This is a genomic window from Streptomyces sp. NPDC094448 (assembly GCF_044763775.1).
In the GTDB taxonomy this organism is placed as follows: domain Bacteria; phylum Actinomycetota; class Actinomycetes; order Streptomycetales; family Streptomycetaceae; genus Streptomyces.
Genome location: NZ_JBIWGU010000012.1, coordinates 35673 through 54873 on the forward strand (window position 1 = coordinate 35673; position 19201 = coordinate 54873).

Genomic DNA, 19201 nt, shown 5'->3' on the forward strand with positions numbered 1-19201 from the left:
CCCGTGGTGCCCGCGCACCGACCACCGCACAGGGAGCATCAGAAACATGATCAGCATCGTCGGCGCGACCGGGCACACGGGCAGGGCCCTGGTATCGCTTCTGGAGAACCGGCAGGTCCCCCAACGCCTGCTGGTACGCGACACCGCCGCCGCCGGACACCTGCTCGGTACCCACCACGACCTCCGCCGGATCGACACCGCCGACCCCGCGGGCATCACGGCCACGCTCGACGGCAGCCACGCGCTCTTCCTGCTGATGGGCAACTCGCCCGAGCAGTTCATCTGGGAACGCAACATCGTCCAGGCCGCCGTCCGGGCCCGCGTACCAAGGATCGTGAAAGTATCCGGCTTCAGCCCGGCCCCCGAGTCCCCCGGCGGCGTGGACCGCGTCCACGCCGCCGTCGAGGAATACATCACCGCCAGTGGCCTCGCCTACTGCTTTCTGCGCCCGAGCCTGGCCATGTACGACATCGCCCTGCTCCACGGCCCCGGCATCCGCCGCCACTCGGTCCTGTCCACGGCCCTGACCGGTCCCGTCGCGTTCCTCGACAGCCGCGACCTCGCCGCCGCGGCAGCCACCGCCCTCACCCAGGACGGACACGAGTACACCCGGTACCGGATCACCGGCCCCCAGGCATTCACCCCCGCCGAAACCGCCGCGCTCCTCACCACCGCCACCGGCCGCCGGATCATCGCCGCCCGCTGCAGCGAGGAAGAGGAACAGCACGCGCTGCAGGCCTGTGGCCTGCCAACCTTCCTCACCGACCACATTCAGGCCCTTTTCCGGGAGATCAACACCGGGACTGTTGGAGAAGCCACCTCCGACTACGAGAAACTCACCGGCCTCACCCCTCGCACCCTCCACTCCTACCTTGCCGAACACCACACCGACTTCCAGCCCACCAGCACCTGACCGCCACCCCCTCCCGCCGTCGAGGTGGCCCTGCTCTGTGAGCCGGGCGCCGAGCGGGGTGGCCGCCGCGACCACGGACTCGAAGTTGCTGCCGCTTTCCCGTCCTCGATGTCGTCAAGCATTCCCACCCCTCCAGCAGTCGTACCAGCTGATCGTAGGGGCGGGGTTCGCGTACGGCTCGCGAAATACGGCCCGCGATCGCCGAAGGCCCCGTCGGCACCCACCAGAGGCCGAACGTGCCGTTGTCCTGCTCGGTCTTCGGCCACCGGTCCCGGCTCGCCGTCACAGGCGCAACTCCGGCCATGACCCGACCAAGGCAGCCGTGCCGGTCAACCGGAGTCTAGGCAAGCCAACGGGCGCTGTGCCGGTGGCGCCCGGGCTCGATCTCGATGTCCGACACCAGTCCCGTTCGCAGCAGACCCAGCTGACGTCGCATCATTTGACGGGCGCGCCGCTCCTCAATGCCGGCGAGAGCGGCCACCGCCCCTCCTCGCGTATCACTGCGGGCGAAGTAGTACACGGCAACGGACCGCCGTACCTCCTGCGGCGACGGTCGCCGCCCCTCCAGCGCGGCTGAGCGCAAGCGCGCGGAGCTGTAGCGGAGGTCGCGCACCAGGACGGACCTCCACGGTCGCCAGGGACGCGAACCTTCCTGTCCGGACAGGGCAGCGTTGCGGCGCATGTGGTGGGCACTTCTGGCCATGTCCCCACTCCTACCACAGGAATTCACCGCGCCGCCGGCGGTTGTTCCTCGGCTGATGCAGCAGCGGTCGGCCGGACAGGTTCCCGCAGTCGCTGGTTCAAAGAATTCGGAAGCCCGCCTGAACTGGTCATCCATCACTCTCAAGGACCGTCGGCGCGGGCTCGCCCGGCGGGCCGCCGCGGCACGGCTCCTTCTGCTGGTCACCGGTGCGGCCTCAGTGGTCGTCTACGGAGCCGCCACCCACTGGTTCCGGACCGGGTCACCGGTCACTCCGGGGCCGCACCCGCCGGGTACTCGTGGCGGGTACGGCCCCTTGGGCGTCCCGGCCGCACCCGGCGGGCTTCCGTCAGCCTGCCGAGCCGCCGTTGTTCCGGCGGTCCGGCGCGCGGTGGAGGGCGTCGGCGGCGGGAACGGCGTGGGCCGCTCGGAGGGTGCGTGGCATGCTGATGATTCTTTGATTTCTTGCTCAATCGGCGGGGGCTGGTGTTATGGGGTACACGATTCCCGAAGGTGTCGACACCATGCTGGACGTGGTGGGCGTCGGGTGGCCGAATGTCGACGAGGACGCCTACCGGGACATGGCCAAGGAGCTGCGGGAGTTCGCGGAGGACGCGGACGACGACGCACACGCGGCACACGGGCATATCCAGCAGTTGCTGTCGTCGGGGTCGAGCGAGTCGCTGACCGCGCTGGAGAAGCACTGGCAGAAGGTGCTCCGCAAGAACAAGGACCTGGCGCAGGCGGCGCGCATCATCGCCGGTGCGCTGGACCGGATCGCGGACATCATCGTGGCCCGGAAGATCGCGGCGGTCGGGGAGCTGGCCGATCTCTGCGCGACGGTGGGTATCGCGCTGGCCGCGGCGCCCTTGACCTTCGGGCTGACCACGCTGCTGGCGGGCGGGAAGATCGCGATCACCCGGGCGGCGTTCAAGGCCATCATGAAGGAGATGGCGGAGGCGGCGGTCGCGGAGATCACCGCGGTGCTGACCCAGCCCGCGGTCGCGGCCCTGGAGAGCATCGTCACCGATCTCGTCATCCAGACGACGATGAACGTCACCGGGCAGCAGGACGGCATCGACGCCGACCGGGCGATGCAGGCGGGCCAGGACGGTCTGCGGCTCAACGCGGCGGGCGGGCCCACCGCCCCCGGGCCCGGCGGCGGTCCGGTCATCGACCACGACGCCCACTCCAACACGGGCGGCAAGCTCGCGAACGTCCAGGTGTCGATGCAGACCCGGGCGGCCGGGAAGATCGGAAAGGCCAAGGGGCACCACGGCCGGGCCAAGGGCCGGGACTCCCTCACCGCCGCGCTCGACGGTGTCCTCGACGGCGTCTTCGAAAAGCTCACCAAGGGCCACGACCACATCGGCAAGCATGTGGGCAAGGACCTGCCCGACGCCATCGGCCAGGGGTCGAAGATCCACCGGGGCAAGGACCAGGACGCCCGCGACAGCATCAACAAGGTCAACAGCAGCGGATCCGGCGACGCCGACGGCCTCGGCGGGCGCCGCGGCGACTCCGGCGGACCCGCCCGCAAAAGCCCCGACGACACCCGGACCAAGCCCAACTCCCTCAACGGTGCGCAGCTCAACGCCCGGCCCAACAGCATCTCGCCCGCGCAGCGCACCTGCGCGACCGACCCCGTCGATGTGGCGACGGGTGAGATGCTGCTGCCGCAGACCGATCTCGCCCTCCCCGGGACCCTGCCACTGGTCCTGCGACGGATCCATCTGTCGGGCTACCGCTACGGACACTGGTTCGGCCGGAGCTGGGCCTCCACCCTCGACGAGCGCATCGAGTTCGACGCCCGCGGGCTGGGCGCGCTGTGGGCCCGCGAGGACGGCACCGTCCTGGTCTACCCCGCCCTCCCCGCGCCGGGGGATACCGAGGGTGTGCTGCCCCTCGAAGGCGACCGGCTGCCGCTCACCTTCGACCGTACCGACGAGGACGTCACCACGTACACCGTGATGGATCCGCACACGGGGCTGATACGTTCCTTCGCCGGCAGCCCCTACCGGACCTCGTCCGCGTTCTGGCTCACCGAGATCGAAGACCGGCACGGCAACACCATCGCCTTCCACCGCGGCCCCGACGGCTCCCCCACCGAGGTTGTCCACAACGGCGGCTACCGCATCGCCGTCACCGTCCGCGACGCCCGCGTCGACCGCATCGCCCTGCGCACCCCCGACGGGCCCGTCACCGTCATGACGTACGGCTACGACGGCGACGGCAACCTCGACGCCGTCACCAACTCCTCGAACCTCCCCCTCCGCTTCACCTACGACACCGAAGGCCGCATCACCTCCTGGACCGACCGCAACGACTCCACCTACCGGTACGTCTACGACACCGCGGGCCGCACCGTACGGACCATCGGCCCCGACGGCTTCCTGTCCTCCGCGTTCGTGTACGAGACGAGCGCTGACATCGCCGGCGGTGTCACCCGCTATACCGACTCGCAGGGGTTCACCACGGTCTATCGCGTCAACGATCTGTTTCAGGTCGTTGCGGTCACGGACTCTCTGGGCCGCACCACTGTCACCGAGCACGATCGCGGCGACCGGGTGGTGGCAACGACGGATTCGCTGGGCCGGACGGCCCGGTTCGAGTACGACGCCAGGGGCCGCCTCACGGGGATGATCCGGGCGGACGGCCGTCGTGCTGCGGTGATGTACAACGACCTCGGCCTGTCCGAGACGGTGACCGAACCGGACGGGTCGGTGTGGCGGCACGCCTACGACGGGCAGGGAAACCGGACTTCGGTGACCGATCCCGCGGGTGCGACAACATCCTTCGCCTATAGCGCTCGGGGAGCGCTTGCCTCGGTGACCGACGCCCTGGGCCGGACTTCCCGGGCCGACTGCAGTGCCGCAGGCCTGCCTCTCACGGTCACCGACCCCGCGGGGGCGGTGACCCGCTACGGCTACGACGCCTTCGGCCGGCCGACCACCATCACTACTGCTCTCGGCGACTCTGTGCGTCTCAGCTGGTCACCGGAAGGGCGCCTGGTGGAGCGCACCAGTACCGGCGGCCACACGGAACGGTGGGACTACGACGGTGAGGGGAACTGCGTCTCCTACGCAGATCCGCTGGGACAGGTGACGTCGCACGAATACACCCACTTCGACCTTCTCTGCGCCATGGTGTCTCCCGATGGGACCCGTCACTCCTTCGTTCACGACACCGAGCGGCGCCTGACCCGTGTGACCAATCCGCAGGGCCTGTCGTGGAACTACGGCTACGACGCGACGGGACGGCTCGTCTCCGAGACCGACTATGACGGCCACACCGTCACGTACTCCTACGACGCGGCCGGGCAGCTCGCCGCTCGGACGAACGCTGCGGGGCAGACCTGCAGGTACCGGTACGACGCCGTCGGTAATCTGATCCGGAAGGACGTCGACGGCTCGCCGCTGGTCTACGAGTACGACCTGGGTGGACGGCTCGTACGGGCGACGGGGCAGGGCGTCGTCTTCGACTGTTCCTACGACCGGGCCGGGCGCCTGGTCGCCGAGGGGGTCAATGGCCGTTCGGTGGTGACGCAGTTCGATGCGGCGGGACAGCGGACACGGCGGGTCACTCCCGCGCGTGCGGTGACCACCTATGGGTACGACGGCACGGGGCACCTGGCCGCACTCACCACTGCGGACCGGCGAGTGGTCTTCGAGCGGGATGCCATGGGCCGCGAGATCCACCGCGATCTCGCCGGCATCTGCTCCCTGACCCGGAGCTGGGGCACCGACGGCATGCTCTCACGGCAGACGCTCCGCTCTCCGGCACCGGGCTTCGCCGAACACGTGCGCAGCTACGCCTACCGGCCCGACGGGCGCATGACGTCCGCTGCCGACAGCCGCAACGGCCATCGCGACTTCACCCTGGACGCCTCCGGGCGCGTCATCGCGGTCAGCGCCCCGGGCCGGCAGGAGAACTACACCTACGACCGGTCGGGCAACCAGACCTTCGCCGACTGGCCGGCAGCCTATCCGGGCGGCGAGGCACGGGGTGCGAGGCAGTACGACGGCGCCCGTCTCATACGTGCCGGCAACGTCCGGTACGAGTACGACGCTCAGGGCCGGGTGGTGCTCCGGCAGCAGACCAGGCTGTCCCGCAAGCCCGACACGTGGCGCTATACCTGGGATGCCGAAGACCGCATGACGGGCGTCGTCACACCCGACGGCCGGCGCTGGTGCTATCTGTACGACCCCCTGGGCCGGCGTATCGCCAAACAGCGCCTGGCCGAAGACGGTGAAACCGTCGCCGAGGAGACCTGCTTCGTCTGGGACGGCACCACACTCGCCGAGCAGACCACCCGCACGACCGGTAATCCGCACGAGATCACCCTCACCTGGGATCACAGCGGAACGGTTCCGCTGACCCAGATCGAGACCAAGTCTCTGGCCAGCGCCCCCCAGGACGTCATCGACCAGCGGTTCTTCGCCATCGTCACCGACCAGATCGGCACCCCCACCGAACTGGTCGACGAGAGGGGCCACATCGCCTGGCATACCCGGACCGTGCTGTGGGGCGGCACGGTGTGGAACCGTGCCGCAACCGCGTACACCCCGCTACGGTTCCCCGGCCAGTACGCCGACCCCGAGACCGGGCTCCACCACAACTATTTCCGCCACTACGACCCGCTGGCGGCGCGCTATGTGAGCCCCGACCCCCTCGGGCTGGCGCCCTCTCCCAATCCCCTCGCCTATGTCGGCAATCCGCTCACCCTCTCGGATCCGCTCGGCCTCACTCCCTGCGACGAGAGCGACGTCTCCTGGGGCGGCCGAGTTCAGTACGGGCCGCTCGGACCGGGCGGGCGGGCCACCTCCATGTCCGCGACCATCACCTCCGGCATGCTGGGCGGGCGGACCAACCCCGGCGTCGACCCGGCCGGCTGGGTCTCCGGGCAGGGTTACAACCGCGCCCATCTCCTGGCAGCCATGATCGGCGGCTCCAACAAGGATCCGCGGAACTTCGTCACCATGCACGCATACGCCAACACTCCGGAAATGCGGTCGATCGAGATGCAGGTCAGAAACGCCGCCCGGACCGAAACCATCCAGTACCAGGTCACCCCCCTCTACGAGGACGACACCAGCGTGATCCCGTACGCCGTAAGGATCGAAGCCCACGGAAGCAACGGTTTCGCCTTCACACCCCGCGGCCACACTCAGGCTGTCAACAGCTTCGTTCTCCCCAACGTCCCCTGAGGCTGCCCCGCACAGAGAGATAGGGTCCGGCAGCGTGAACAATCATCTGGCACGCCTCACCGAAATCCTTCCGCTCCCTCCGGCACCACCCGCCGGCAAGGACTGGGACGCCGTGGAGTCGGCGCTGGGCACGACGCTGCCCACGGACTACAAGGAATTCATCTCCGTCTACGGCGGCGGGCTGGTCGACGGATATCTCACCGTCCTCGAGCCGTCGTGCGTACATCCCGGCTACGACCTCATCCGCATCGTCGCTCGGCGAACCGAAGCCAATGAGGAACTGTGGCAGTACACCGACCGTCCACCGGAGCTGGAGGAACCGGGCAGCAGGCTGATCGCATGGGGCGCCACCGACAACGCCGAGTACCTCTTCTGGCTCGCCCGCCCGGGCCAGGCACCCGACAACTGGGCAACCATGATCAACGACGGTGGCGGGGAGTACTGGGAGACCCACTCCATGACCTGCACGGAGTTCCTTGCCGCAACCCTGACCGGGCAGACCCGCTCGGGCATCCTCTCCGGCTACCACTACCCCCGGCCCACCCACACCTTCCGCCCCGCACAACCACCACTCCCCCACTGACCGCCATGCACACCAAGGTCCCGAGCCTCTTGACCTTGACACTGTGGCAGGCGCTTCCCTGGTGGCGAGAGAGGGAGGTGGTCGCCGTGGCGACACCGGAGCAGGGGACGAGCGCCACAAGGGTGCTCCAGGGGCTGGAGAGCGACAGCTCCTCCGTGCGGCTGCGGGTGGTGATGGCGGTCGGCACGGCGGCGGACGAGCGGTTCGTCACCACCCTGGTCGAGCGGTGCGCGAGGGAGCCCGACTTCTCCGTCCGCGAGGCGCTGACCTGGGCGCTGACCCGCTATCCGGCAGAGGTGACGGTTCCCCTGCTGGTCGGCGAGCTGCGCTCGGAGAATCCGCAGGCACGGAGCCAGGCCCTGCATACGCTCTCCAAGATCGGGGACCGGCGGGCGTGGCCCGCCGTCACCCGGGGGCTGCTGACCGACCCCGACGAGGAGGTGGCGCGGACCGCCTGGCGAGCCGCCGTCGTACTCGTCCCCGAAAATGAGGGGGCCGAGCTGGCCGGAGTGCTGGTGTCGCAGCTGGGGCGAGGCGGGCATGAGATGCAGCGGAGTCTCAGCCGGGCGCTGGTCGCGCTCGGCGAGGCGGCTGTCCCCCTGTTGCGAGGCGCCGCGGTGGATTCCGTACCGCGGGTGCGTCGGCATGCGATCGCCACGGAACACTTGTCGCGCGACCCGGATGCCGGGTTCGCGGTCGCGGTCGAGGAGGCGAAGCGTGTGGTGGCACTCGGTTCCGTTGCGCCGGAGGGCGACGGCTCGTGCTGATCGGTGAGGTGGCCCGGCAGGCCGGGGTGAGCGCCCGGATGCTCCGCCATTACGAGTCCCTCGGCCTGGTGCGGCCGGCGGCCCGGACGGGGGCGGGTTATCGGGAGTACTCGGAGGAGGACATCCGGCGGATCTTCCATATCGAGAGCCTGCGGTCGCTGGGGCTGTCGCTGCACGAAGTGGGGCGGGCGCTGGACGATCCCGGTTTCGAACCGTCCCTGCTGGTCGAAGAGCTGACACGGCGGACCCGGGAGCGCATCGCCCAGGAGACGGAGCTGCTCACCAGGCTGCGGCGGATCGGTGCGGCGGAGCCGTCCGGCTGGGACGATGTCCTCCAGGTCGTGGCACTCCTCCGGGGTCTCGGCTCGACGAGTGCCGGGAAGCGACAGCAGGCGGCCCTGTCCGCGGTCGACGAGGTTCCGGTGGAGGTCCTGGTCGAGGCGGCGCTGGGCGAGGCGGACCCCCATGTTGCCGGGGCGCTGCGGTGGGCTCTGACCCATGCCGGGGGCGACGGGGCGGCGCCTCTTGCGGCGGGGCTCGGCTCGGCGGAGGCCGCGGTACGGGAACGGGCCGTGCGGGCGCTGGCCGAGATCCCGGGCCGGGCGGCGACCGCGTCGCTCCGGAGCGCACTCGCCCATGACGACATCGTGGTACGCAGGTATGCGGCGCTGGCGCTCGGGGAGCGGGGGGTCGACGACGCGGTCCCGGTACTCATCGGCATGGTCGTCGAAGGGGTGAACGACACCGAAGCGGCCGATGCGCTCAGTGCGCTGGCGAGTGATCCCGGATCGGCGGAACGGATCGCCGCCGGGCTCACCGACGGGCTCACCGACGGTCCGGTCGGCGGTCCCGCCCGCGGCGGAGCGGAACCGTCCCTGCGCCTCCGGCTGGCGCAGGCACTCGCGGAGGTGCCGGGGCCCACGGCGTCCCGTGCCCTGACGGATCTGTCGTACGACGAGGATCGCGCCGTTGCGCTGACGGCGGGGTACATCCTCCGGCTGCGCAACGGGCGATAGGCCGCGGCTGGTTCGGAGCGCCCCGGGTCAGCCCTGCCCGGGGAAGAGTTCGATCCGAAGGGCGACCACGTCGTAGTGGGAGTAGGAGTTGATGTCGTCGGTGAGTTCCAGGACGATCCGGCCCGCTCTCCGGTTCCACTCCTCCCGGCGTTCGTCCAGTTCCCCGGATCCGGATTCGTCCGGTGCACCGAGTTCGGTACGGATCAGCCTGCCCAGGCGCTCGTACTCGGCGTGAAGGTCGGCGCGGGTCGCGCCCGGCTGCCGTATCCACGCCGGCCCGTAGTCGTCGTCGAGGTCGTCCTCGTCGTCGTCCTCGTCGTCGTCGGCCCCGCCCTCGGCCTCGTCCGGTTCGTCGCCGAACGCCGGCCAGTACAGGGCGCACGGCAGACGGACGAACGTCTCAACGGCCCCCTCCCCCGGCGCATCCCCCAACTCCAGACGCCATCCGATCCCGCCGTCCTCCTCCGCCGCGGAGTCGTCGGCACGGTGGGGTTCGGCCGCGCCGCCGCCCCACCCGACGGCCGGACGGCCGTCCTGGCCGGGGCGGGCCCAGCCGTACCGCAGCATGGTTTCTTCGAGTCCCGGCCTGTCCCAGGGGTGTTCCGTGAGGGCGGCGAGGCGGCGTACCCAGACGGCGTCCACCTGAAGGGTTTTCAAGGTCATCCGCCCATGCTAGACATCCCGGGAGGCCTCCTCTGCGGGGGCGGTGTCTGGCATTCTGACGCGGTGTACGAACCTGCGCCCGTGACTCCCGATGCCCCGCACACGATAGCCTCGCCGCTGCTGACGCAGCACTGGCTGGACCTGTGCTTCGTCCACTGGGCGGTGCCGCCCGAGGCGGTGGCTCCGCTTCTGCCGCGCGGTACTTCTCCGGATGTGTTCGACGGGGTCACCTATGTGGGGCTGGTGGCGTTCCGGATGCATCGGGTGGGCTGGCTGCGGCTGCCGGGGCTGCCGTATTTCGGGTCGTTCCCGGAGACCAACGTCCGGCTGTACTCGGTCGACGGGCACGGCCGGCGTGGTGTGGTCTTCCGCTCCATGGACGCGTCCCGGCTGCTCCCGGTGCTGATCGGGCGGGCCGGGTTCCGGCTGCCCTACCTCTGGTCCCGGATGGGGGTACGGGCCTCGGGCGATACCGTCACGTACTCCAGTTCCCGGCGCTGGCCGGGGCCGCGGGGTGCGGACAGCCGGATCGTCGTGCGCCGGGGCGAGCCGGTGGCGGAGCCCACGGAACTGGAGCATTTCCTCACCGCGCGGTGGGGCATGCACAACACGTTCTTCCGGGCGGCGTCGTATCTGCCCAACGACCATCCCCGCTGGCCGTTGTTCCGTGCCGAGCTGGTCGACTGCGAGGAGAGCCTGGTGGCCGCGGCGGGTCTCCCGGCCCCACGGGAGGCTCCGGTCAGTGTGCTGTACTCCCCCGGGGTGCCCGTACGGCTGGGAGGCCCGCAGGCTCCGGCCGGCCGGTGAGCGGGGCGGCCGGGGTCCTCGAAGGTGCGCCGACGCGGGCCAGGAGCAGGAGGTAGGGGGCGTCGAAGGCGAGGGCGTCGTCATCGGCCCGGTTGTGGAGGGCGAACAGGGCGGCGAGGTCGGCGCGGGCGTGCTGCCAGCGGCGGGCGGCTTCCAGGGCCGCGCGGTGCCGGCGCAGGGGTCCGGGTTTGTTCTCGAACGCGGCGACGGCGTGGGACAGGGAGGGGTACCGTACGCGGACTCGTTCCACCCGGGTGTCGAGGGTGACCGGAAGTCCGGCGAACCAGGAGTTCACCCTGGCCGGGTCGCCCCAGTCGGTGGGTGCGGGGGTTCCGTCCGGTTCGGGGCCGAGGTGGCGGCATACGGTCGGGGCGATGCGGCCCATGATGCCGGAGGGGGTCCAGGACGCGACCGCGATCAGTCCTCCCGGGCGGGTGACGCGGACCAGTTCGGCGCAGACCCTGGCCGGTTCGGGTGCGAACATGACGCCGAAGGTGGACAGGGCGAGGTCGAAGGTGCCGGCGGGGAAGGGGAGCGCCAGGGCGTCTCCGGCGACGAACCGGACCGTGCCGCCGGCAGGGGCGAGTCCGCGGGCCCGCGATGCGGCGGTACGCAGCAGGCCGGGTTCCCGGTCGAGGCCGACGACGCGGGCTCCGGCGCGGGCGGCCGCGAGGGCGGCGGGGCCGGAACCGGTGCCCACGTCGAGTACCCGGGTGGTACGCCGTGCGGTGACGGTGGTCCGGTCGGCGTCCGCCCTGGTCTCCCTGTCCACTGCGGGCAGAGCGGGCGGGGTCAGTGCGGCCAGCGCGGCGGCGGTGACGTCGTCGGCGGCATGGGCCCAGGCGTCACCCGCGGCCGTGTAGTTGCCGCCGTGCCAGTCGTTGTTCCTCATCGGGTGGTTCCTCCCGTGTGGTGGAGCAGTCCGATTCCGTGTCCGGTGATGCTCTCCGGCAGCCGGGCCAGTCCGGGTACCTCTTCGATGTGGTGGACGCCGGGGGTGACGGCGCCGGTGAGCACCGCGCGGGCGGCGTGGGCGGCGACCAGTCCGGTGATACGGCTCTGCCGGGCTCCGGTGAGGGCGTACGCGGTGTGCCGGCCGTGGCCGTGGGCGTCGGCGCGGACCACGAATCCTTCGCCGCCGAGGTGGACGCGGTTCAGGAGGCCGGTCAGCAGCCGCCGTACGGCGGGGCGTTCCGCGAGCCGGGCCGGGCCGTCGCGCAGGGCGAACAGGGCGGCGGTCAGGGCTCGGGAGTCCAGGCAGAGGCGGGTGGTGACGCGGGGGACGCCGAGGGTGCGGGGCAGGGTGTACTGGTCGGAGAAGGGGAAGGGGTGGGCGGTTCTGGTCCCGTAGCCGGGCAGGCCGATCCGCAGGGGTGCGGCGGGCACGGGGGTGGTGAGCGAGGTGAGGGTCCAGCGGACCGCGTCGGCGCCGTGGTGGTCGCCGGTGCCGAGGAGCAGGGTGAGATCGATCCGTTCGGCGCCGCCGACGGCTTCATGGGCGCGGCGGGCCAGCAGGTTGGTGAGGCCGGGTGCGACGCCGGTGCTGAGGACGGCGGCGGCGCCGGTCCGCCGTGCGAGGGGGCCGAGGCCGGTGAGGGCGTCGAGGAGGTGTGCGGTGGCGCCGACGTCGACGATGTGGATACCGCGCTCCAGGCAGAGTCCGGCGGCGGTGGTGTCGGGTGGTTCGGCGCAGAACACGACGACGGTCACATCGGGCAGCCGGTCGAGGGTCCGGGCGAAGCCGTCGGGGTCGGCGATGTCCGTGCGGACGCCGTCGAGCCGGTGGGCTTTCGCGGCGTTACGGCTCGCGGGGATCGCGCGGTCGGGGAACCAGGCGTCCAGCGCCGCGGTCACGGCGCTCCCGACGGCGCCGTAGCCGCCGACGACGAGTACCCGCCCGGGCGGGTCACCGCCCCGCGATTTCGCTGTAGTCATACTCCAGTGAAATACACTGTAGTGTCACTACAGTCAATCTTGGGAGGTCGGGACCGTGCCCGTCAGCCGCGCCGAGAAGGCCCTCCGAACAAGGCGGCGCATGCTGGAAGCCGCCCTCCGTCTCTTCCCGGAGCGCGGCTGGTCCCGTACGACGGTCGAGGACATCGCGCGGACCGCGGAAGTCGGGGTGCAGACGGTGTACTTCACCTTCGGCACCAAGCGGGCGCTGCTGAAGGAAGTCCTGGACATCGCGATCGCCGGGGACACGGATCCGGTGGCCACGCTCGACCGGTCCTGGGCGAACGAGGTACTCGCCGAGCCGGACCCCGCGGTCCAGCTCGCCCTTCAGGCGGCAGGTGCGCGGCGGATACTGGACCGTGCGGCTCCGGTGCTGGAGGTCGTCCGCTCGGCAGCCGCCTCCGATCCGGAGCTGGCCGGGCTGTGGCGTACCAATACGGAGCAACGGCATACGGTCCAGCTCCGGTTTGCCGAGGCGCTGACGGTCAAGACGGGCGGGGCGCTGCGGGACGGGCACGATGCCGGTTCGGCCGCTGATGTGGCCATGACCGTGCTGGGTCCTGAGACGTACGAGCTGCTGGTCGTCCGGCGCGGCTGGAGCCCGGACCGCTGGGAGCGGTGGGCGGGGGACGCTCTCGTACGGCAGCTGCTGCCCTGAGAGGCCGTGCTTGTGCCGGCACCGGGCGGTGAAGGCCGCGTGGCCGTTCCGGAGACCGATTCCACCGGTCGAGAACCGGGCGGGCCCCTGCCGTCGTCCCTGCGGGGAAAGGGACGGATCCGGAGAAATGCGGGAGGGGCGCATGATGTCGCTGGACCGGGAGGGGAGTGGGGGGTGTTGCCGCGCGAGGCGGCGTCGGCGGACCGCGCCGGTCCGGTGGCACGCGTCGCGGTGGGGTTTGCTCGCCGCGGGGAATCCGCCGACCGGGTGGCGTTCGTCCCGATGATGTCCTGATGGAGAAGGGACCTGGGCCGTCCCCCGGTTCCGTACCGCACCGTCCCGCTTCCGCGGTCCGTCCCGGACCGTGTGTCCGCCGATGTGTCCCTACGACCGTCGGAAACACCTCACTGGAGGCATGTCATGAGAACTGTGGGAAAGGCCGCCGCCGCCCTGGCGCTGGCCGGCGTCACTCTTGTGGGCTCGGCCGGGGCCGCCTGGGCCTCGTGCGGCCAGGTGGACCATCCCGTCGCAACGGCCGTCTGCTCCACGCCGTGGGGAAGCGGCACCGAGGTTTCGGCCGAGTCCGTCGGCGAACCGCTGAAGAACATCCGCACCGGCCGGCACGAGTGCTACGACCGCATCGTCTTCGACATCACGGGCGCCACCGCGGAGACCGGCTACCAGGTCGGCTATGTCAGCGCCTTCCACCAGGACGGCACCGGGCGGCGGATACCCGTCACCGGCGGTGCCGTCCTGCAGATCCACGTCAACGCCCCCAGCTACCAGCCCTCCACCGGCACGGTGGTCTATCCGGGCCGCCCGGGGCAGCCGCTGCCGGGCGTGGACATCGCCGGATACAGCACCTTCCAGGACACCAAGTACGGTGCCAGTTACGAAGGGCGGACCCAGGTGGCGGTGGGCGTGCGCGCGAAGCTGCCGTTCCGGGTGCTCCAGTACGGTGACCGGGTCGTCGTGGACGTGGCCCACACCTGGTGAGGCGGGCGCCCCGCCGTGCGCCGCGGCCGGACCGCGGCGCCTCGGCGGGGTGTCAGATGCCGAACTCCGCGGAGGAGAGACCGAGGGTGGTGCAGGCCTCCCGCAGGATCTGCTCCTCTGCGGGCGAGATATAGCCGTCGGCGCCCGCCACCACGATGCCGGTCTGGATGACGGCCTTGGCCTCGGCCGGCTTCTTCGCCGCCTTGGCGACTTCCTGGAAGGCCTCGGCCCGGCCCCGGATCGGGTTGGAGATCAGCTGGTCGACATGCTTGTTGAACCGGGTGCGGAGCTGATCGGCCGGGAAGTTCTGCAGTACGTCGTTGGAGAGGATCAGCGATTCGACGTGCTGCCGCTCGGCGTGGTCGACATGGCCGTCGGCAGCGGCGACCAGGGCGCATACGGCCATGCTGGCATCGCGGTAGGCGCCGCTCTTCAGCTCGGTCTTGAGGGAGGTGAGCTGCGTCTTCAGCAGACCCACCAGCTGGGCCTTGGAGCCGCCCGGGCCGCCCGCGACGCTTCCGGTTCCACCGGCCGGGGCGTGGTGGCTCCGGGCCGCGGAGCCGCCCGATCCCTGGTTCTGCTGCTGGAGGGCCTTGGCCTGGTCCTTGATCCGGTCCCACATCGCCACTGAATGCCACCTCGGTCTGGGCTGTCGTACATCTGTCGGTGACGCGTCGGAGACACGTCATCCGGGAAACGTCCGCGGCCGCCGCCGAGTTCCACCCGGCCGGGATTGCTTACCCGGGAGGTCATCGCGCGGCCGGAGCGGCGCGGCCGGACGGTGATCCCGGCGGGGAATCACCGGGCGGTTCACCCGCGATGCCGTGGCGGCGCCGACCGGGACCTCGCGTTCGAGACGCTGGACCTGGTGGCGGACGAGTGCGGGACCGGCATTCCGCGGCGGCTGCTCTTCCCCCGGCTTCCGCCGTGTCCCTCAGGCGTCAGACCGCCGAGGGCGGGCTGCGGCCCCGGAGTACTCAGGCGCGGCTGAGTAGGGATGCCCAGGCGGCCGCGGGGGCCGGTCTTCTACGCTGCGCCGCATGAACGAGATGCGACGGTGGTACGGGTCTGCGGTGCCGGGTGCCCTGTCCGGCGGGGGCGGCGCGTGCTGACCCGGGCCCGGATCCTGTGGGCGGTGTTCGTCCTGGTGGTCGTCGGAGCGGGGTTTCTGGGCGTGCGGCTGTGGAACGGGGAACCGTATCCCTCTTCGGATCCTGATCTGGTCGCGGCGGAACTGGAGGATCGGGCCCGTATGTTGTACGCGGACTCGGGGCTCTCCGGGCCACCGCGGGCGGACCGGGTGCAGAAGGACGAATGCGCGTACCGGGGGCTGCGCGGTATCGCCCACCTCGACGACAGCGGTCGGCCGGACGTCTGGCAGCTCCGGCTGGAATGGTCCGTGCCCGGACTCGACACCGGCGCCGCCCGCGCGGCGCAGGACCGGATCCGGGAGCGGCTGGAGCGGCGGAGCTGGACGGCCAAGGGCGGCATCTTCGGCGATATGGGGTTCCGCTTCCGGGATCCCGCATCGGACGAGCAGGTGGACGTCATCTGGTACCGGGCGACGGGGGACATGCTGGTGCGGGTCTCCGCACCGTGCGGGAAGGTGCCCCGGCACCATGTGGACGCCGGCTGGAAGCGTTCCGTGTGGAACCCGGTCTGAGTGCCCGGGCACCGGAACGGGGAGCCGTGCTCCGGCCGGCCGGCTCCCGACAGGGCCGGCTCCCCGTGCCGTTGAGGCTGCTCAGGCCGGGGTGCGCCGGTCTCCCGGGCGGTCGCCGGCACCCGGCTGGCCGGGCACGGCGGGCACGGTACCGGCTGCGGCGAGTGCGGCCGGGCGGGTTTCGGGAAGGGCCGCGAAGCAGCAGAGGCTGAGCAGCGCGATCCCGGTGAGCCAGGCCGCGACGCCCCACGGCGGCCCCCCGTCTTCGGAGAGGGCCGTCGTCACGAGCGGAGTGAGGGCCCCGCCCAGCACTCCGGCCAGGTTGTAGCCGACGGCCGCCCCGGTGCAGCGCACCCGTGGTTCGTACAGCTCGGGCAGGTAGGCGGCCGTCACGGCGAACACCGAGACGAAGGCCAGCAGGGCGACGACGAAAGCCAGGAAGACCAGGGCGGTTTTCCCGGTGCCCAGCAGGGCCGCGAAGGGGAACATCCAGAGCGCGGAGAGGACGCTGCCCAGCAGGCACATGGGGCGGCGGCCGACCCGGTCGGCGAGGACCGCGACGAACGGCGTGACCGTGCCCATGACGGCGACGGCCCCCATGACCAGAGCCAGCATCACCGTACGGCTGATGCCCGCCTCCTCCGTTCCGTAGGCGAGACCCCAGGTGGTGACGGTGTAGAAGACGGCGTAACCGCAGGACAGGGCGCCGGCGGTCAGCAGCAGGGTGCGCCAGTGGCGGCGTACGACCTCCACCGCCGGGGCGTCCGCCTGCCCTCCGGTGCGGCTCAGCTCGTGGAAGTCGGGGGTTTCGGCGAGGGAGGCGCGGAGCAGGAGTCCGCCCGCGGCGAGGATTCCGGCCGCCCAGAAGGGCACCCGCCAGCCCCAGGCGAGGAACTGGTCGTCGGAGAGGGTGGTGGAGAGGGTGAGGGTCAGACCGTTGGCGAGCAGGAAGCCGAGCGGAGGCCCCATCTGGGGGAAGGCGCCCCACAGGGCGCGCCGGTCGGCGGGGGCGTGTTCGGCGGTCAGCAGGACGGCGCCGCCCCATTCGCCGCCGAGTCCGATGCCCTGGACGAAGCGGAGGACGACCAGGAGGACGGGGGCGGCGGCGCCGATGGAGTCGTACGTCGGCAGGCAGCCGACCAGGACGGTGGCGACCCCGGTGGTGAGGAGGGAGATGAACAGGACGGGGCGGCGTCCGATGCGGTCGCCGATATGGCCGAAGAGCAGGGAGCCGAGGGGCCGGGCGATGAATCCGGCGCCGAAGGTGGCGAAGGCGGCGAGGCTCCCGGCGAGCGGGGAGAAGGAGGGGAAGAAGAGCGGGCCGAGGACGAGCGCGGCGGCTGTTCCGTAGACGAAGAAGTCGTAGAACTCGATGGCGGTGCCGGCGAGGGTCGCGAAGGCGAGCCGCAGCATGGAGGGGGCTCCGTCGCGGGCGGTCCCGGCCGACGGAGGACGACGGGTGTGCATGTTGGGCCAACGCCGGGCGGCGGGTGCCGGTTACGCGGTGTGGCGGGGCGGCGGGGGTACGGCGCGGGGCGTGCCGTACCGCGCGGGGAGCGGGCGGCGCGCGGAAGTGCGCGGGCAGCGCCGCGCGGATCCCGGGTGGGCGGGTGGCGGTACGGCGCGAGGGGCGCGTGCCGTACCCGGTGGCGGGTCAGGTCGAGAGGGCCTTCGTATGGCCGGTGACGGTGCCGCGGTGCCGTTCGGACCAGGTGTCGAGGGCGGTGCGGCAGGCGTGGTCGAGGTGGTGGACCTCGGTGAGGTCGAGGGCGACGGGACGGTCGGGCGGCAGGGCTTCGAGGCTGTCGAGGAGGTTCGGCAGGCGCAGGAAGGTGGCGTTGCCGATGAGGCGGACCCGGATCGGTCCTGTGCCGTGGTCGACGATGTCGAGCCGCAGGTGGGAGGCCTCCCAGGCGGTTTTGGCCACGGCGAGAGCGAGGCCCGCGACGACGCCTTCGAACATGCCGATGGCGACGATCGCAAGGGCGGTGACGCCGAGGACGAGCGCCTCGCCGCGCTGGCGGCGCCAGAGGTGGGCGAGTTCCGCGGCGGGCACGAGCTTCACACCGGCGTGGACCAGGACGGCGGCCAGGGCGGGGACGGGGATACAGGCGAGGGCGGACGGGAAGAGGGCGGCGAAAAGGAGCAGCCAGAGGCCGTGCAGCACCCGGGATGCCTTGGTCCGGGCTCCGGCCTGGACATTGGCGGCGCTGCGCACGATGACGGCCGTCATGGGGAGGGCGCCGAGGGCGCCGCAGACCGCGTTGCCGGTTCCCTGGGCGACGAGTTCCTTGTCGTAGTCGGTGCGCGGCCCGTCGTGGAGCCGGTCGACGGCCGCCGCGCAGAAGAGGGATTCGGCGGAGGCGATCAGGGTGAAGGCGAGGACGGTGCCGATGGCGGCGAGGGAGGCGAGTTCGCCGAAGGCCTCGGCGGACGGGGGCCGGACGGAGTCCAGGAGTCCGCGGACCTCGACGGTGGCGACGGGCAGGTTCGTGAGCAGGACGGTGAGGGTCGCCAGGCCGACGGCCGCCAGGGGGGCGGGGACCGCGCGGACCCGGCCGGGCAGTCGGCGCCAGAGGACGAGGACGGCGACGGTTCCGGCGCCGAGGGCGAGCGACAGCAGTGCTTCGGTGTCTCCGGCGGCGCGGAGCAGGGCCCCCGGCAGTCCGGCGATCTTGTCGAGGCCGGCGGTGGGTGCGTCGAGGCCCGCCATGGCGTAGAGCTGTCCGGCGATGAGGACGAGTCCGATGCCGGCGAGCATGCCTTCGACGACGGAGACCGATACGGCGCGGAAGCAGCGGCCGAGGCGCAGGAGGCCGAGGAGGATCTGGAGGGCTCCGGCGGCGAGGACGATGGCGCCGAGGACGGAGAGTCCGAAGGTGGTGACGGCTTCGAGGACGAGGACGGTCAGTCCGGCGGCCGGTCCGGAGACCTGGAGGCTGCTGCCGCGCATCATGCCGGTGACGAGTCCGCCGACGATGCCGGTGACCAGGCCGAGTTCGGCGGGGACGCCGGAGGCGACGGCCACGCCCACGCACAGGGGCAGGGCGACGAGGAAGACGACGAGGGAGGCGGCGAAGTCCCGCCGCAGGTCGGGGAAGGACGTCCTGGCCACGGCGGCGTTCACCGGGCCGTGCGGGCGCGGGCGCCCGTGTGGTGTGCCCGGACGGTGCCGGTGTGCACCTCGGGGGGCAGCGGGTGGGGGTCGGGGCGCCCGGGGGCGCGGGGCGTGGCGGTGAGGGTGCGCATGTGCGGTGAATCCTCCTGGCGCGCTG

General features: G+C 71.5%; 16 protein-coding genes. 9 read left to right on the forward strand and 7 right to left on the reverse strand.

The genetic code is table 11. The features are described 5' to 3' along the window. Positions 1-46: 46 nt before the first annotated feature. The 5 genes from ACIQ9E_RS23270 (at position 47) to ACIQ9E_RS23290 (ending at position 9186) form a co-directional block, all read left to right on the forward strand. A complete protein-coding gene (locus ACIQ9E_RS23270; RefSeq protein ID WP_403709915.1) occupies positions 47-913 on the forward strand; it encodes an NAD(P)H-binding protein in 867 nt (288 codons plus the stop codon). Between the two features lie 1191 nt (positions 914-2104). Beyond that, positions 2105-6820: a DUF6531 domain-containing protein gene (locus tag ACIQ9E_RS23275; RefSeq protein ID WP_403709917.1), complete on the forward strand. Its 4716-nt coding sequence runs from the start codon at positions 2105-2107 to the stop codon at positions 6818-6820. Positions 6821-6854: 34 nt separating this feature from the next. After that, positions 6855-7403 carry an SMI1/KNR4 family protein gene (locus tag ACIQ9E_RS23280; RefSeq protein ID WP_403709919.1) on the forward strand — a complete coding sequence of 183 codons (549 nt, stop codon included), beginning with the start codon at positions 6855-6857 and terminating at the stop codon, positions 7401-7403. 86 nt (positions 7404-7489) lie between these two features. Further along, positions 7490-8170, forward strand: coding sequence for a HEAT repeat domain-containing protein (locus ACIQ9E_RS23285; RefSeq protein WP_403710242.1), 681 nt, complete (start codon positions 7490-7492; stop codon positions 8168-8170). Continuing rightward, positions 8164-9186: a MerR family transcriptional regulator gene (locus ACIQ9E_RS23290; RefSeq protein WP_403709921.1), complete on the forward strand. Its 1023-nt coding sequence runs from the start codon at positions 8164-8166 to the stop codon at positions 9184-9186. The genes ACIQ9E_RS23285 and ACIQ9E_RS23290 overlap by 7 nt, the downstream gene beginning before the upstream one ends. Before the next feature lie 27 nt (positions 9187-9213). On the opposite strand, the gene ACIQ9E_RS23295 is transcribed toward ACIQ9E_RS23290, so the two are convergent. Then, entirely contained in the window at positions 9214-9849 is a 636-nt protein-coding gene (locus ACIQ9E_RS23295) for a hypothetical protein (RefSeq protein ID WP_403709923.1), read from the reverse strand. A 63-nt stretch (positions 9850-9912) separates the two neighbouring features. On the opposite strand from ACIQ9E_RS23295, the gene ACIQ9E_RS23300 reads away from it, so the two are divergent. Further along, complete coding sequence (locus ACIQ9E_RS23300) at positions 9913-10656, forward strand: YqjF family protein (protein WP_403709925.1); 744 nt, start codon at positions 9913-9915, stop codon at positions 10654-10656. Here the strand turns inward: ACIQ9E_RS23300 and ACIQ9E_RS23305 are convergent. Further along, entirely contained in the window at positions 10589-11548 is a 960-nt protein-coding gene (locus ACIQ9E_RS23305) for a class I SAM-dependent methyltransferase (protein WP_403709927.1), read from the reverse strand. The two genes, ACIQ9E_RS23300 and ACIQ9E_RS23305, sit on opposite strands and share 68 nt — an antisense overlap. Continuing rightward, entirely contained in the window at positions 11545-12591 is a 1047-nt protein-coding gene (locus ACIQ9E_RS23310; protein WP_403709929.1) for a saccharopine dehydrogenase family protein, read from the reverse strand. Before ACIQ9E_RS23310 ends, ACIQ9E_RS23305 begins: the two co-directional genes overlap by 4 nt. A 100-nt stretch (positions 12592-12691) precedes the next feature. Between ACIQ9E_RS23310 and ACIQ9E_RS23315 the strand changes: the two genes are divergently transcribed. Next, a complete protein-coding gene (locus ACIQ9E_RS23315; protein WP_403709931.1) occupies positions 12692-13267 on the forward strand; it encodes a TetR/AcrR family transcriptional regulator in 576 nt (191 codons plus the stop codon). Between the two features lie 420 nt (positions 13268-13687). After that, positions 13688-14263: a hypothetical protein gene (locus tag ACIQ9E_RS23320; RefSeq protein ID WP_403709933.1), complete on the forward strand. Its 576-nt coding sequence runs from the start codon at positions 13688-13690 to the stop codon at positions 14261-14263. A 52-nt stretch (positions 14264-14315) separates the two neighbouring features. Here ACIQ9E_RS23320 and ACIQ9E_RS23325 read toward each other — a convergent pair whose 3' ends face one another. Continuing rightward, positions 14316-14891, reverse strand: a complete 576-nt coding sequence (locus ACIQ9E_RS23325; RefSeq protein WP_403709935.1) for a tellurite resistance TerB family protein — start codon at positions 14889-14891, stop codon at positions 14316-14318. Between the two features lie 477 nt (positions 14892-15368). Here ACIQ9E_RS23325 and ACIQ9E_RS23330 point away from each other — a divergent pair, with 477 nt between their 5' ends. Further along, a complete protein-coding gene (locus tag ACIQ9E_RS23330; protein WP_403709937.1) occupies positions 15369-15926 on the forward strand; it encodes a hypothetical protein in 558 nt (185 codons plus the stop codon). 81 nt (positions 15927-16007) lie between these two features. Here ACIQ9E_RS23330 and ACIQ9E_RS23335 read toward each other — a convergent pair whose 3' ends face one another. The 3 genes from ACIQ9E_RS23335 to ACIQ9E_RS23345 all read right to left on the reverse strand — a co-directional run bounded on the left by ACIQ9E_RS23335 (position 16008) and on the right by ACIQ9E_RS23345 (position 19175). Further along, complete coding sequence (locus ACIQ9E_RS23335) at positions 16008-17339, reverse strand: MFS transporter (protein WP_403709939.1); 1332 nt, start codon at positions 17337-17339, stop codon at positions 16008-16010. A 241-nt stretch (positions 17340-17580) separates the two neighbouring features. Then, complete coding sequence (locus ACIQ9E_RS23340; RefSeq protein WP_403709941.1) at positions 17581-19053, reverse strand: SulP family inorganic anion transporter; 1473 nt, start codon at positions 19051-19053, stop codon at positions 17581-17583. Beyond that, entirely contained in the window at positions 19050-19175 is a 126-nt protein-coding gene (locus tag ACIQ9E_RS23345; RefSeq protein WP_403709942.1) for a hypothetical protein, read from the reverse strand. The genes ACIQ9E_RS23340 and ACIQ9E_RS23345 overlap by 4 nt, the downstream gene beginning before the upstream one ends. Positions 19176-19201: the final 26 nt, after the last annotated feature.